17 protein-coding genes are annotated in these 13,552 nt (G+C 34.2%); 4 read left to right on the top strand and 13 right to left on the bottom strand.

Going from position 1 to position 13,552, the window contains the following annotated elements; all coding sequences use genetic code 11:
• Window position 1 precedes the first annotated feature (1 nt).
• The 4 genes from VUJ46_RS13425 (at window position 2) to VUJ46_RS13410 (ending at window position 4,778) form a co-directional block, all read left to right on the top strand.
• Window positions 2–256, top strand: a complete 255-nt coding sequence (locus tag VUJ46_RS13425) for an acyl carrier protein (protein WP_326981258.1) — start codon at window positions 2–4, stop codon at window positions 254–256.
• Between the two features lie 153 nt (window positions 257–409).
• Window positions 410–1,294 (top strand): LpxL/LpxP family acyltransferase, encoded by an 885-nt coding sequence (locus VUJ46_RS13420; RefSeq protein WP_326981257.1) that lies wholly within the window; start codon window positions 410–412, stop codon window positions 1,292–1,294.
• A gap of 204 nt (window positions 1,295–1,498) precedes the next feature.
• Window positions 1,499–3,040, top strand: a complete 1,542-nt coding sequence (locus VUJ46_RS13415) for a phytoene desaturase family protein (RefSeq protein WP_326981256.1) — start codon at window positions 1,499–1,501, stop codon at window positions 3,038–3,040.
• A gap of 28 nt (window positions 3,041–3,068) precedes the next feature.
• Entirely contained in the window at window positions 3,069–4,778 is a 1,710-nt protein-coding gene (locus tag VUJ46_RS13410; RefSeq protein ID WP_326985100.1) for a C45 family peptidase, read from the top strand.
• A gap of 1 nt (window position 4,779) precedes the next feature.
• Here the strand turns inward: VUJ46_RS13410 and VUJ46_RS13405 are convergent, their stop codons facing one another.
• From VUJ46_RS13405 to VUJ46_RS13345, 13 genes are all read right to left on the bottom strand, one after another.
• Window positions 4,780–5,952, bottom strand: coding sequence for a DUF2062 domain-containing protein (locus VUJ46_RS13405; RefSeq protein ID WP_326981255.1), 1,173 nt, complete (start codon window positions 5,950–5,952; stop codon window positions 4,780–4,782).
• Between the two features lie 4 nt (window positions 5,953–5,956).
• Window positions 5,957–6,433: a hypothetical protein gene (locus tag VUJ46_RS13400; RefSeq protein WP_326981254.1), complete on the bottom strand. Its 477-nt coding sequence runs from the start codon at window positions 6,431–6,433 to the stop codon at window positions 5,957–5,959.
• Window positions 6,430–6,810 carry a 3-hydroxyacyl-ACP dehydratase gene (locus tag VUJ46_RS13395; RefSeq protein ID WP_326981253.1) on the bottom strand — a complete coding sequence of 127 codons (381 nt, stop codon included), beginning with the start codon at window positions 6,808–6,810 and terminating at the stop codon, window positions 6,430–6,432. The genes VUJ46_RS13400 and VUJ46_RS13395 overlap by 4 nt, the downstream gene beginning before the upstream one ends.
• Before the next feature lie 5 nt (window positions 6,811–6,815).
• Window positions 6,816–7,418: an outer membrane beta-barrel protein gene (locus tag VUJ46_RS13390; RefSeq protein WP_326981252.1), complete on the bottom strand. Its 603-nt coding sequence runs from the start codon at window positions 7,416–7,418 to the stop codon at window positions 6,816–6,818.
• Window positions 7,419–7,425: 7 nt separating this feature from the next.
• A complete protein-coding gene (locus VUJ46_RS13385; protein ID WP_326981251.1) occupies window positions 7,426–7,950 on the bottom strand; it encodes a hypothetical protein in 525 nt (174 codons plus the stop codon).
• Between the two features lie 76 nt (window positions 7,951–8,026).
• On the bottom strand, window positions 8,027–8,653 hold the full coding sequence (locus VUJ46_RS13380) for a LolA family protein (RefSeq protein WP_326981250.1): 627 nt from the start codon (window positions 8,651–8,653) through the stop codon (window positions 8,027–8,029).
• 171 nt (window positions 8,654–8,824) lie between these two features.
• The gene (locus tag VUJ46_RS13375; protein WP_326981249.1) at window positions 8,825–9,478 is read right to left on the bottom strand and encodes a polysaccharide deacetylase family protein; all 654 of its coding nucleotides are present in this window, start codon (window positions 9,476–9,478) and stop codon (window positions 8,825–8,827) included.
• A 261-nt stretch (window positions 9,479–9,739) separates the two neighbouring features.
• Window positions 9,740–10,801 carry a beta-ketoacyl synthase N-terminal-like domain-containing protein gene (locus VUJ46_RS13370; protein WP_326981248.1) on the bottom strand — a complete coding sequence of 354 codons (1,062 nt, stop codon included), beginning with the start codon at window positions 10,799–10,801 and terminating at the stop codon, window positions 9,740–9,742.
• Entirely contained in the window at window positions 10,798–11,997 is a 1,200-nt protein-coding gene (locus VUJ46_RS13365; protein ID WP_326981247.1) for a beta-ketoacyl-[acyl-carrier-protein] synthase family protein, read from the bottom strand. The genes VUJ46_RS13370 and VUJ46_RS13365 overlap by 4 nt, the downstream gene beginning before the upstream one ends.
• A gap of 97 nt (window positions 11,998–12,094) precedes the next feature.
• Window positions 12,095–12,352, bottom strand: coding sequence for a phosphopantetheine-binding protein (locus VUJ46_RS13360; protein WP_326981246.1), 258 nt, complete (start codon window positions 12,350–12,352; stop codon window positions 12,095–12,097).
• A 98-nt stretch (window positions 12,353–12,450) separates the two neighbouring features.
• A complete protein-coding gene (locus VUJ46_RS13355; protein ID WP_326981245.1) occupies window positions 12,451–12,990 on the bottom strand; it encodes a 3-oxoacyl-ACP synthase in 540 nt (179 codons plus the stop codon).
• A 9-nt stretch (window positions 12,991–12,999) separates the two neighbouring features.
• A complete protein-coding gene (locus VUJ46_RS13350) occupies window positions 13,000–13,287 on the bottom strand; it encodes a type II toxin-antitoxin system RelE/ParE family toxin (protein WP_326981244.1) in 288 nt (95 codons plus the stop codon).
• A complete protein-coding gene (locus VUJ46_RS13345) occupies window positions 13,277–13,519 on the bottom strand; it encodes an addiction module family protein (protein WP_312399576.1) in 243 nt (80 codons plus the stop codon). Before VUJ46_RS13345 ends, VUJ46_RS13350 begins: the two co-directional genes overlap by 11 nt.
• Window positions 13,520–13,552 lie beyond the last annotated feature (33 nt).

Raw genomic sequence — 13,552 nt, 5'->3', positions numbered from 1 at the left:
CATGGACAGGGAAAAAATTGTTGCGATTGTCAACGACTTTCTAGTGAATGAATTTGAAGTAGATGGCGATGAAATCAGCAATGAGGCTAACTTAAAAAAAACGCTGGGCTTAGACAGTCTGGATTATATTGATATGGTTGTGGTGATAGAATCTAATTTCGGAGTGAAATTGGGTGAAGCAGACTTCAAGAAAATGGTCACATTCGATGACTTTTATTCGACAATCGAGAACAAAATCACTGAAAAAAACGCATAATTATCGATTAAAAATCTACTCTAATTTAAATGTAACAATTTATCAATTTAACAGTTTACCGATGTTTGAAGTATTGTTACATTTCTACATTGTTATATTGTTACATTGCTACATTTCTACATTGCTATATTGCTACATTGATAAATTAATACTATGAACAAATGGAAAGGTAAGTCTAAAGGCACGATTCTGGGCTACAGAATTTTCGTCTGGTGTATTAGAAATATCGGAATCCGAAGTTCATATTTTGTTCTTTATTTTGTTGCGCTGTATTACTTTTTATTCGAAAAAAACAGCAACAAATATTACAGATATTATTTCCAGAAAAGACTGAATTACGGATATTGGAAAACAAAAATTTCATTATTTAAAAGTTATTTCACTTTCGGAACTGTTTTAATCGATAAAACGGCAATTTCTGCCGGATTAAGAGAAAAATATACTTACGAATTCGACGGAATTGAAAACCTCAGAAATCTTTTAGCAGAAAAAAAAGGAGGAGTTTTAATAAGTGCCCACATCGGTAATTTCGAAATTGCCGAACATTTTTTTGCAGATATTGATTTTGACTGTCAGATTAATTTAGTGACAGCAGATCAGGAAGTTACCGTAATTAAAGAATATCTTGAAAGTGTTTCTGTTAAGCAAAGTAATATCAAGTTCATTTATGTAAAAGATGATATGTCGCATATTTTTGATATCAATGAAGCCTTGTCAAAAAATGAGCTGATCTGCTTTACAGGTGACCGATATTTCGAAGGTTCAAAGTTCCTAGAAGGAGATCTTCTTGGTAAATCGGCGAAATTTCCTGCCGGACCATTCATGATTGCTTCCAGATTGGGCGTTCCTGTGGTGTATGTGTATGTAATGAAAGAAAAAAAACTACATTATCATTTATACGCTAGAGTTGCTCAGAACGTTAAAAAGCGCGATGCACAGGGACTTTTAAATTCCTATACTCAAAATCTTGAATCGATGATTAAAAAATATCCTCTTCAATGGTTCAATTACTTCGATTTTTGGGATGATATTGATTAAATTTCCTACTTTTACTCCTGAAAAACTAATATTTAAAACTCAAAAATTAATAATTGAGGAATTTAAAATGAAGTAATATATCCACTTTTTGTCTTTGCTAAGTGTTAACGCCTTTGCGAACTTAAAAACATTTAGTAGTTAAAAAAATCTTTTTGGACTTTGCGTTTTAAAATTCAATATTATTAAAAACACAGCTTTTCTCCTTTGAAAAAAGAATTTGACATACTTGTAATCGGCAGCGGATTGGGAGGTCTTGTTTCAGCACTTGTTTTGGCGAAGGAAGGCTTAAAGGTGTGTGTCCTGGAGAAAAATAACCAATACGGTGGAAATCTACAGACGTTTTCACGGGACAAACTGATTTTCGATACAGGCGTTCACTATCTGGGCGGACTTTCAGAAGGCCAGAATCTTCATCAGTATTTTTCGTATCTGGAGATTATAAAGGATCTGGAACTTCAGAAAATGGATGAAAATGGATATGACAAAATCACGTTTGGAGATGACGAAATTGAATATCCTCATGCGCAGGGTTATGATAATTTTGTTGAACAATTGTCAAAATATTTTCCTGAAGAAAGAGAAAATCTTGAGGACTACTGCGAAGAAATTCAGCGGGTTTGCAGTCAGTTTCCGAGATATAATTTGGTGGGAAAAGAAAATTATAATGAAGAAATTCTCCATCTTAATACCAAAAGATTCATCGAATCGTTAATTTCGGATAAAAAATTACAGTCCATTCTGTTGGGTTCTAATTTTCTATATGCAGGAGATTCTGAGAATGTTCCGTTTTATGTTCATGCTTTGACGGTGAATTCTTATATTCAAAGTGCTTATAAATGCGTGAAAGGAGGAAGCCAGATTTCGAAATTACTAATAAAGAAACTGAGAGAACACGGTGCTGAGATTCATAAACATTCGGAGGTTTCTGAATTTATATTTAATGAAAATCAAAAAGTAAGTTCAGTCAGAACTAAATCGGGAAAAGAGTATTCTGCGAAACAGTTTATTTCAAATATAGAAATTCGTTCAACCATAAAATTGATTGGGGAAGAACGGCTGAAAAAATCCTTTGTAAACAGAGTAATGAGCTGGGAGCCTGCTCCATCGTGCTTCAGTGTTTATATTGTTTTGAAACTTCATACAATCCCGAATTTTAATTATAATATTTACCATTATTCGAACAAAGAATTGGTCTGGAATGCCTTTCGATATGAACAGAATTCATGGCCGGAAACCTATATGCTTTCCTCAACCCAATCTAAGAATTATCCTGAATTTGCAGAAAGTCTGACGGCCATTTCTTATATGAATTTCAATGAAGTCAAAGAATGGGAAGAAACAGTCAATACAGTGGCAGATGAGCATGAAAGGGGAGTGTTATATGAGCAGTTCAAACAGGAAAAAGCTGAAAAAATGATAGATGCTCTGGAAAAGAAAATCCCAAATTTAAGGACATCTGTTAAAAATATCTATACCTCTTCGCCATTGTCTTACCGCGATTATATTGGGAGTTTTGAGGGCAATATGTACGGATACAGTAAAAGTTCTGAAAACCCTCTGAAAACAATGGTTTCTCCACGCACAAAGATCAATAATCTTTTTCTGACGGGCCAGTCTGTTAACATGCACGGGATTTTAGGCTGTATCATCGGTGCTTTTAATACCTGTTCCGAAATTCTGGGAAAAGAATTGATTGATGAAAGATTAACACAAGTGATTAATAAATATAATGGTGAAAGGAAATAATTTGGTTGATGCCGCCATTCGGAATGGAATGAAGCGTATTGGCGAATCTAAACGTACAAAGATAGATTTCCGGTTTCGTCTTTTAACCTTAATTTTTCTAAGCCTAAACCTTAGCTTTATTCTCTCATCTTGCGGAATCAGAAAATCTATCAAACACATTCCTGATGTCAAGCAATATTCGCTTGAAATTCCAAAAGTCAGTAAAATTAACGATTCAACTTTTAGTTTTAATGAAAATTATTTAACGAAAAATAAGCAACAGCTTTGGGAATTATATATTAAAGGAAATCCTTTGCAGTTGGGATATAACAATGGAGCTTTAACGCAGAATCTGATGCAGAAACAGGAAGAAATTTTCTTTTCTAAAGTGGAAGGCTTTGTTCCGTCGAAGTTTAAGCAAAACTTATTGCGCGGTTTTCTGAAATGGTATAATCGTAAAATGTATCTCAATATTCGTGAAGATTTTCAGGCGGAATTATATGGATTATCCCAGTATTCATCAGATAAATATGACTTTATCGCACCGAAATTTATGAGAAGTTTATATCTGCACGGAGCTCATGATATTGGTCACGCAATGCGGGATCTGATGGTGGTCGGCTGCACCTCTCTGGCGGTGTGGAATGAAAATACAGAGGATGAAGATTTGCTGATCGGAAGAAACTTCGACTTCTATGTGGGAGATGATTTCTCTAAAAATAAAATGGTGGAATTTGTAGAGCCTGAAGACGGAATTCCTTATCTGTCGGTGAGCTGGCCGGGAATGATTGGTGTTGTTTCGGGAATGAATAAGGAGGGAATTACGGTAACGATCAACGCCGGAAAATCTAAAATTCCGCTGACGGCAAAAACTCCGATTTCTTTGGTAACACGGGAAATTTTACAATATGCCAAAAACATTGAGGAGGCGATTGAAATTGCTAAAAAGCGAAAAGTTTTTGTTTCAGAATCTATTTTAGTGGGAAGCGCGAATGATAAAAATGCGGTAATTATTGAAGTTTCGCCGGATAATTTCGGAGTGTACAAAGTGGAGAATACGAGCCGTGTTTTCTGTACCAACCATTTTCAGTCGGATGCTTACAAAGATGACAAAAGAAATCAAAAACAAATTGCAGAAAGCCATTCTGAATACCGTTATGAAAAGCTTCAGGAACTTTTACAGGAAAATAAAAAGCTGAATCCTGAGAAAATGGTGGCTATTTTAAGAGATAAATCCGGGTTGAAAGGAGAAAAGATAGGGTATGGGAATGAAAAGGCGATTAACCAATTACTGGCACATCACGCGGTCATTTTTTCGCCTCAGAAAAAACTGGTTTGGGTATCGTCCAATCCGTATCAGTTGGGGGAATTTGTATGTTATGATTTAAATGAAATTTTTTCCGATAGAAGATTAAAAAGCGGTGAGTTGGCAAAATCAGATGTAAATATCACGAGAGATCCTTTCGCAGATTCTGAGGAGTTTAAAAATTACGAAGAGTATAAAAAAATGACTTCTCAAATTGAAGATGCAATTTATAAAAAGAAAATTCTTTCAGAAGATTTTATCAGTCATTATCAGTCTTTGAATCCTGAGTTTTGGCTGGTTTATCACCTTTCCGGAAAATACTATTTTAGCCAAAAAGAATATTCTATAGCAAAAGTTCAATTTGAAAAGGCTTTAACTAAGGAAATTACAACAGTTCCTGATCAACAGGATGTTGAAAAATATTTAAATAAAACGCTTAAAAAGCTGAAATAAATTAATTATTCTCCGGACTGACCTTATTCAAGAATAAAAAGGTGGTAATTCCGGCAATGGCAGATAGTGTGCTTGCCAAAATAGAGCTTCCGATCACGTATTGAAGTAAATTATTCTTCACCAGTTCAAAATTAAGATCCTGACTTAAAATATTGCTGTTGCCAGATACAAACGGTGCTCCTAAAAACAGAGAAGCAGCAATGATAAAAGGAATAAACGGTGGTAAGCTTACATTGGAAGCCACAAAAGCCAGTACTTTGTTGAGTTTGAAAAGTACAGCCAGAGAAATCACCAGCAAGGTGTGAAAACCCCAAAAAGGAGAAAGTCCTACAAATACTCCTAAGGCAATAGAAAAAGCTTTGGTGCGGTTGGTTCCGTCACTTTCTAAAACATCTTCCTGAATAAATCTTTTAAAGCTTTTTTTTTTGAAATTATTCACGAAGTTTCGCGGAATAATATAAAGAAGGGTAATCGTCACTAAAATGGTATTCAGAATGCTGATTCTCGTAAAGTCTTTGAATGGCCTGAAGTGGGAAACCCTTTCTGCCGGATCATAGAGAACTTTTACCGGAACATTCTTCACGGGAACGTGTCGCCAGGCTGTTCTTACAATAATTTCAATCTCAAACTCAAATTTTGGTGTAAAATATTTTTTCGGAATTTTATGTAGAGGATATAATCGATAACCCGATTGTGTATCTTCTAGTTTTATTCCTGTTTCAAACCAGAACCAAAAATTAGAGAAACGGTTTCCAAAACTGCTTTTTTTTGGAATCCCGTCCTGAGCCATATTTCTGTTTCCAATAAGTAGAGCGTCATCCTTTTCATTCAGAAGGGCTTCCACGAAAACAGGCAGATCATCGGGGTAATGCTGCCCGTCAGAGTCAATGGTTATCGCATAATGATAACCCTGTTCTTTTGCCTTTCTGAAGCCTATTTTCAGGGCATTGCCTTTTCCTTTATTCTCAGGTAAATTAATTACGCTAATTTGAGAATATTGGTTTAAAATTTCCTTAGTTGAATCAGTAGAGCCGTCATTAACCACCATAGTACTTTCGGTGTAATCGAGAACGCCGTCGATCACTCTTCTTAGAGTTTTTTCGTTATTATAGGTGGGTATTAAAACACAGATTTTCTTTTCAGAAATCGCATGTTGTATTTCAGGCAGGGTCATGGGTTTATTTTAAGGTTGCTTTTTCAGCATCGGTCATCGTTTTGGACTGAGCGGCAAATCTTTTAATATAATTTTTTAGAGCGGGATTCTGCTTTGTATAATTACTTAAAAGATAAGCTTTATCATCTTTTAAACTTCCTCTGTAACCTACGATTTTAGGAATGTTTTCCTGTACGCTCATTCGGATTAATCTCAATTCAGCATTATTCGGGTTACTTTTAATAACGGCTTCAAGATGAGTGGCTCCTTCCTTTACCAAAGCTTTTCTGTTGGATTTTGCAATTTTTGCTTCCATGATCTTTGCCGCGGCTTTATAACCCTTCGTCACCGCATCAGAACCTGGCTGTTTATCAGCAATATTGATAAATGCTTCTGTGTTCACATCAGAGGCATTTGCTTTGGCATAGCTGTCTCTTAAAGACTCAAGATCCGATTGAAAAAAAAGAAAAAAAGCAGTTAAAAATGAAAAAATTAGTTTCATGATGTCAATTTTTTATAGTTTACTGACATTTTTAATGCAATAGTCTCGCCAAAAGAAGTGATATTTTTTACTTTGACATCATCGTCACTCTGTGTAATATCGAGTTGCAATTTTAAATCCGGTGTTTCAAACGGGTTGATAATCGCCATAAATTTCACATTTGAGGCGGTTTTTAAGAATAATTTTAACCCAGTAAATTCTTCTGTCAGTTCTTTTACGATTTGCATCATGCATACGCCTGGTGTCACGGGGTTTCCCGGAAAATGACCTTTGAAAATATCATGATCTTTATTTAAAGTGATCTTGGCAGTAAAACTTCCGTTTTCTGCCTGTTCATATGATTCTAAAGTGTAAAAGTCTGTAAGAATAGTCTGCATTAAAATTATTTTTTCATGTTAAAGGTATAATAAACTCCGGCCTGAAAAGTGACATTAGAATGATTATTATTAAAGTAATATACCGGAATAAATCCCTTTTTCACTCTTGCTTCCACGCCAAAGTTTTTTGTAATATCAAATCCTAAACCGGCTGTAAGACCAAGATCTATTTCATTTTCAGCATCAAAATTTTTATTTTCAACCAAAAAATCCAATGTCGGACCGAAATGAATATTGAACTTATTGAAATAGAACTTGTTGACAATCTGTACGCCCACATAGGTCGCTGTAAGAGTCTGTCCGTTCCAGTCGTTGATGTTGGTATCCATTTTAGTTCCCTGTCTTGAATAGTTGATCTCCGGCTGTAACGCATAAAATTTAGCAAAACGGATATTACCAAACAAACCTATATAAAAGTCGGTTTTCGTTTTGAAATTCATGTTTACCGTATGGGTGTCATAGTAATTATTTCCCCAATAATAGCTGTAGTTTTCATCATTTGTAAAATGTGAAAAATTGGCGCCTGCTCTGATTCCCGGATTAAAGGTTACCTGCGCAAAAGATACGCCTGAAATTAGTAATACAAGTAATAATGATAGTTTTTTCATGGTTTAGTTATTCAATTTCGTTGATCTGAAATAGCTTGATGTTGATCTTAAAGTCTTTATGCTGAAGATTCAAACTATCCGCGAAGATATGTTTTTTTGCATCAAAAGTAAAATCGATTTTTTCCTTATTACTTTTTGTGTAAATGATCTGGTTTAGAACCCCATTTTCCTTGTTAAAAAACAAGTAGTAGACATTTTTATCAATTTTTGAAAGATAGATTTTTGAATTTTTATTTTCAAAACTTTCAGTGACAGGATATTGTCTTTTTAAAAGCTGTTGAAAATCATTCTTTAAAAAATTAATCACAATTTTTTTATCCAGATCAGGAAGAACATAGTTGAGCTTAAAATTATTTTCTGAAATCTCAAAATCAATTAATTTGTTTCCGAAATCAGAAGTCATGGCAACACGGTGCGTCGTTTCGTTGATTTTCTTAATAATCAAAATTCCGCTTACATGATTTTTATAAATATCCATCTGACATTTATAAACATAATCTTCATTGGAAGAAAAGTATAAATTTTCAACCATCTTTTCAGAATTAGGAAGAGATTGTACGTCTGTTAACTGGTATGTTTTGCAGGAAACAAACAATAAAAAAATCAAACTATAAACTGAATTCTGAAGCAGCAATCGGCGCATTGATCTTTGTATTTTTGAAAATAATATTGGTTGTATCTCCTGAAGCTTCCGTCATATTTACCTGCGAAACTGTTGCTTGATTCTTAGGAAAATGAAGCTCGATTTGCTTAATATATTTCAGTAATTGTGCTGTTTTCGGAGTAAATTTTGCAATATTGGAAGTTGCGTTTTTAAAATAACTAACAGAAAACTCAGGGTCGTTAAACATCTGACCGTTTGAACTTCCCACAATCAGTTTATTAATTTTTTCAAACGTTTTACTTTTGGCGTCCACAGAGGACTTTTTCCCCTGATCATTGATGAAAATTTTATTATCCTTAAAAACAATGCCGTATTGATAAGGTTTTGTGTATTTCCAACTCAGAGTATTCGGCGTTTTTAATGACATTCGCCCTGAAGTGATGATGCTTTTATCCAAAAAATCCATTTTCTTGGTTTGGGTAAAATCCGCCTGTAAAGTTTTTATTTCTTTAGCCTCCGATGAAACTTGGGAGACAAATGCTTTTGCTTCCGCTCCCGACATTGCCGTATTTTGTGCAAAAAAGAAGCTTGAAATCAATAGAAATGCTCCAAGAGCAGTATTTTTAATCATTGTTGAACGTTTTCAATTTAACGACAAAAGTCACAAAAGATTAATTTTTTTTTAATTCAAATTAGAAATCAAAAGCGAACAAAAGATAAAAAATCAAAGATTTTCAGGAAAAAATTGAAATGATCTTTTTATAGGGTATGTCTCTAACTTTAATTAACTAAAGTGTTAAAATTATCTTTTTATTAAAATATTATCAATTGTAAAAGTTGAGTATTTTTTATCCTTCAAAAATACTAATAAATCTGCCAAAACATTATACGTTTTTTCTGATGTGTCGTGAAGAAGAATGATGCTTCCTTTCTTTAATCCTTTTGTGACTTTTTGGTAAATTTTTTTCTGATCTTCTGTTATGGTGTCGAGTGAACGAACATTCCAGCCGATGCTTTGTTTTTGAGTTTTTTTGATGGTTTTTGCTATATTCGGATTGGTAACTCCGAAAGGCGGACGGTATAAATTGGTTTTTATACCTCCGGTTTTCAACATCACTTCATCGCATCTTTCAATTTCCTCAACCATTTTTGAAGTCGATAAAAATCCGGTTGTATTCGAATGAGAAAGGGTATGGTTTCCAATGGTATGACCTTCTGCTATAATCCTTTGAAAAGTTTCCGGATATTTTTCAATCTGTTTTCCGATACAGAAAAAGGTGGCTTTCACCTTATTTTCTTTTAATAGATCTAAAAATTTCGGAGTAAATTCAGTCGGACCGTCATCAAAAGTCAAAGCTACCTCCTTGATTTTCGTTCTTTTGTGAGTAATGCTATTGACAAAATATCCTAAAGTAATATCGAAGGAACCCCAAATTACGACTGCTGAAAACAGCAAAAAACAAAATATGTATACCCAAAAAGTCCCGTGAAACGCACAAATAAAAACGTTGCACAAAATATAAAACAGGATAAATGAGTAATGTTTCATCTTTTATTGTTTTTGAATTTTTGGTTTAAAATATTCCGTGTGGTGCGTTTGTCATTCCGTAGGAATCCCAGCGAGAACTTTAACGTTGCTTAGATTCCACGCTCCACTGCGTTTCGTTCTGAATGACACAGAGACTTAATTATTTTGTGTTAAAAATAATTCAGCAAATTAAGCTTTCCCCAACAAAACCAAACTATGGTCATTTCCTCCCAAATGATTATAAAGCAAAATATTTTTAACTTCTTCTTTTTTCAAATCATTAATCATCATCACCTCAGGAATCTCCTGATTTTTCAGAATATGACAAGCTATAAATGTTGAAAAACCACTCGCCGTATTAAATTCTCCACTCAAATGTTTGTAATACAATAATGCTGAATCTTCAAATACATTCATTGCTTTTGTATAATAAACATCCGATTTTGAATCTCCGCTGAAACCTAAAATCACAGCATCAATATCATTCGCTGTTAAATTATTTTTAGCTAAAAAACCTTCAATAAATTGCTGAGTTTTGTCTAAATCTAATTTATTACTAATTTGAATATCATGTAATTGAGCATAATGATTTTCTGCTTTATCTTTTCCTAAAACAAAAAAGCTTGCTCCTTCGCCCCACATAACACCATCTGTTGTTGAGTTCAGATAATCAACGGGGAGATTTTCTTCTTTTTTAATGGTTTTGTTTAATTTATACAATTGCATTGTTCGGTCGGTTTGCTCGTCTGCTGAACCTACCAACACGTTTTCTGCTTCACCGTCGTTGATCTGCAATTTGGCATCTAAAAATGCAAATTCAAGAGAGGAAGAAGTGTTTACATACGTGAAATTGTACGCGTGACATTGCAGACCTAAAGCAATTTGCCCTGCCACCGTATTGTGTGTGGATTGAATAAAAAACGTCGGAGTCAGAAACTCTTCATCATTATCCAGTACATTTTTAAGAAATTTTTCAGAATCCTGGGAACAGCCCATTCCTGTTCCGACGATAATCGCATCAGGATTTTCGATTCCTGCTTCTTGTAAAGCATGTTTTGAAGCTACAGAGCTCATTTTTACAGTTTTAGACATTCTTCTGCTTGCCGCGGGTGGAATGAATTCTTTGTAATTGGGTTCAATAGCTTTTAAAACCTGAGTTGAATGTTCAGGCTTCAAATTTTGGATGAAATTTTCATTTAAAGTGTCCTGAACTGAGATGCAGGTTGCACTGTTGATGTAAACTGGACTCATGATTTTGAGAAAATTAAAGTGGAACAATTTCCTCCAAAACCAAAGGAATTCGAAAGAACGTGGTTGATATTTTTCTCTTTAAGTTCAGTCACAGGAATCAATTCAAATTCTTCCATTTTAGTTTTAAAATTCAGATTGGGGAAAATAAGATTGTTTTGAATCGCCAATAACGAATACACGGCTTCAATTCCCGCAGCAGCTGCTAAAGTATGACCTGTAAAAGCTTTTGTAGAACTGAATTCAGGAACATTGTTTTCTCCGAAAATTCGAATCATGGCAATGCCTTCAGACAAATCATTATTCGGCGTTGCCGTTCCATGAACGTTGATGTAATCGATGTTTTCTTTATCTAATCCTGAAACTTTCAAAGCTTTTTCCATCGCTAAATAAGCACCTTGTCCGTTTTCCGAAGAAGCGGTTTGGTGATGCGCATCGTTAGCATTTCCATAGCCCGAAAGGTAACCCAGAACTTTTTTGTTTTCTTTTTTTACGATTTCATCGGATTCCAAAACGATGAAAGCGGCTGCTTCACCTAAATTCAGCCCTTTTCTGTCATTATCGAAAGGGGTGTTGTATGAATCTGTTAAAATCATCAACGTATTGAAACCATTCAGAGTAAATTTTGAAAGGGAATCTGTTCCGCCAACAATAACACGGTCTAAAATTCCATTTTTAATGAGTTTTGCGCCCATCATAATGGCATTTGCCGCAGACGAACAGGCTGTACTGATCGTGGAAACCATACCTTGTAGACCCAAATAATCTGCAATCAGCAGTGATGAATTTCCGGCATCATGAGCGTCAATATATTTTTGCTTTTCAGGAAAGTCTTCGTAAGTGTAGAAATATTTTTCAGTAATATCCATTCCGCCAACGCTGGTTGAGGAAATTAGTCCGGTTTTATATTCATTAATATCGAAAATTCCGGCGCTTTCTACAGCTTCTTTTGCGGCAACCATCCCTAATAAAGAGGTTCTTGTCGCGTTGTTACCTTCACTTAACTGAAGTTTTTCAACAAGATCTCCATTAGATAATTTTATTTCGCCCGTTTTGATGTTTCCGGCATGGCGGGTTTCAAACAAGCTAATGTCTGAAATTCCGTGTTTTCTGGATTTTAACGAAATTAAATTTTCCCCAACATTGTTTCCAATGGCGGAAATGATGCCCATTCCTGTGATGGCAATTTTTTGACCCATTTCTTAATAATGTACCAATGTACCAATGTATCAATGTATCAATTTAGCAATGTACCAATATTGTTACACTGTTCAATTGATACATTGTTAGATTAATTTATTTTGTTCTGTTTTCTTCAATGAATTTCGCCATCGTGTCGATAGAAGAGAAAATTTCTTTTCCTTTCTTCGGATCGGCTAATTTTATTCCGTATTCTTTATCCAAAAGAACGATCAATTCTAAAGCGTCGATAGAATCCAAACCAAGACCACCTCCGAATAAAGGATCTGTATCTTTGATTTCTTCTACTGCAACGTCTTCAAGATTAAGGACTTCAACGATTTTGTGTTTTAATTCTTCTTTTAAGTTTTCCATAAATAAATTTCATTTATAATGTACCAATGTACCAATGTAACAATAGTTATTAGTGTTATTTAAAAATTGGTAAACTAGTACATTTTTATATTGTTATATTACGTAGTCAGCAAATATACGAAAGCATTATAACTTTCCTGATATAGTTCTACCCAGCCACATACCACTTTATCAGCCTTTCCCGACTGTAAAATCTGTTCTGAGTAGCTTTTTAAAAAATTTTCATCAAATTCGTCTAAAACAAAAAAAGCATTCTCTGTCTGCATTTTGTGTCTGATGCTGATTTCACCCACACAAATATTAGGCAAAGTATAGACGAAAACGGCAGGACTCGGGAAATAATTTTCCTGAGAATTGATGCTTTCCTGATATTTAAAATCAGTATCTAAACTGGATGATTTATTGGCAAAAACCAAAGCGGTTCTGCTGTGATCTTCATCTTTTAAAATCATTTCAGAAGCGAGGAAAGCGAGTTTGCTAAGATGATCCATTTTATGAAATTTTGGATAATTCAGTTCTAAACTTTTATAGGCTTCTTTCGCAAAATCTGAAAAATTTTCGGTTTGAGTTTCAAAAATAACCTCATTATTGAGAACGATTTTTGAATTTTCTATGGTGCAAATGTCTGTTTTCTTCATTAATAAAGTTTAAGGCTTTTTCGTTGGATTTTGGTGCGTGTTGAAAACAGAAAACACAACAATTTCATTCTCTATAACTTCATAGATAATGACGTAAGGGAATTTTTGGATATATGCCTCACGAAAATTATTGCTTTTTAAAGAATAATGGAGAGGATTTTTGGCAATTCTGTCAAAAAACTTGTGAATACATTTCAGAAATTTATTACCTAAACCTTTTCTTTTACTTTGGTAATATTCAATTGCTTCTGCTAAATCAATGTGAGCTCTTGACTTTAAAATTAATTTATAAGTCATAATCCTTCATCAATCTTTGCTTCACTTCTTCCCAAGTATATGAGGGAGTTTCGCCTTTTAAGTGTTTCTCTCTTTCAAGTTCGAGCTTTTCGTAGTACCAATCCGGAACAGCAGGATAATTATCTTCCTGCTCCTCAACATCGATGATTCCGTTGATGATTCGCAAAATCCTTTCATCGGCAATATCAATGAACTCGTGAATTCTTTTTCTGATGTCTACAGTAGATTCCATTTCCTAAAACTTTAATTCTATAAAATTACAAAA

Origin of the sequence: Chryseobacterium sp. MYb264 (assembly GCF_035974275.1) — a bacterium.
Lineage (GTDB): Bacteria > Bacteroidota > Bacteroidia > Flavobacteriales > Weeksellaceae > Chryseobacterium.
The sequence above is the reverse complement of the archived record's forward strand: the minus strand, read 5'-3'. Positions and strand labels throughout refer to the sequence as shown.

Bases quoted from the DNA above. Each gene is read 5' to 3' on its own strand.
- VUJ46_RS13425 (WP_326981258.1), top strand. From the start codon at position 2: ATGGACAGGGAAAAAATTGTTGCGATTGTCAACGACTTTCTAGTGAAT.
- VUJ46_RS13420 (WP_326981257.1), top strand. From the start codon at position 410: ATGAACAAATGGAAAGGTAAGTCTAAAGGCACGATTCTGGGCTACAGA.
- VUJ46_RS13410 (WP_326985100.1), top strand. From the start codon at position 3,069: ATGAAGCGTATTGGCGAATCTAAACGTACAAAGATAGATTTCCGGTTT.
- VUJ46_RS13405 (WP_326981255.1), bottom strand. From the start codon at position 5,952: ATGACCCTGCCTGAAATACAACATGCGATTTCTGAAAAGAAAATCTGT.
- VUJ46_RS13400 (WP_326981254.1), bottom strand. From the start codon at position 6,433: ATGAAACTAATTTTTTCATTTTTAACTGCTTTTTTTCTTTTTTTTCAA.
- VUJ46_RS13395 (WP_326981253.1), bottom strand. From the start codon at position 6,810: ATGCAGACTATTCTTACAGACTTTTACACTTTAGAATCATATGAACAG.
- VUJ46_RS13390 (WP_326981252.1), bottom strand. From the start codon at position 7,418: ATGAAAAAACTATCATTATTACTTGTATTACTAATTTCAGGCGTATCT.
- VUJ46_RS13385 (WP_326981251.1), bottom strand. From the start codon at position 7,950: ATGGTTGAAAATTTATACTTTTCTTCCAATGAAGATTATGTTTATAAA.
- VUJ46_RS13380 (WP_326981250.1), bottom strand. From the start codon at position 8,653: ATGATTAAAAATACTGCTCTTGGAGCATTTCTATTGATTTCAAGCTTC.
- VUJ46_RS13370 (WP_326981248.1), bottom strand. From the start codon at position 10,801: ATGAGTCCAGTTTACATCAACAGTGCAACCTGCATCTCAGTTCAGGAC.
- VUJ46_RS13365 (WP_326981247.1), bottom strand. From the start codon at position 11,997: ATGGGTCAAAAAATTGCCATCACAGGAATGGGCATCATTTCCGCCATT.
- VUJ46_RS13360 (WP_326981246.1), bottom strand. From the start codon at position 12,352: ATGGAAAACTTAAAAGAAGAATTAAAACACAAAATCGTTGAAGTCCTT.
- VUJ46_RS13355 (WP_326981245.1), bottom strand. From the start codon at position 12,990: ATGAAGAAAACAGACATTTGCACCATAGAAAATTCAAAAATCGTTCTC.
- VUJ46_RS13350 (WP_326981244.1), bottom strand. From the start codon at position 13,287: ATGACTTATAAATTAATTTTAAAGTCAAGAGCTCACATTGATTTAGCA.
- VUJ46_RS13345 (WP_312399576.1), bottom strand. From the start codon at position 13,519: ATGGAATCTACTGTAGACATCAGAAAAAGAATTCACGAGTTCATTGAT.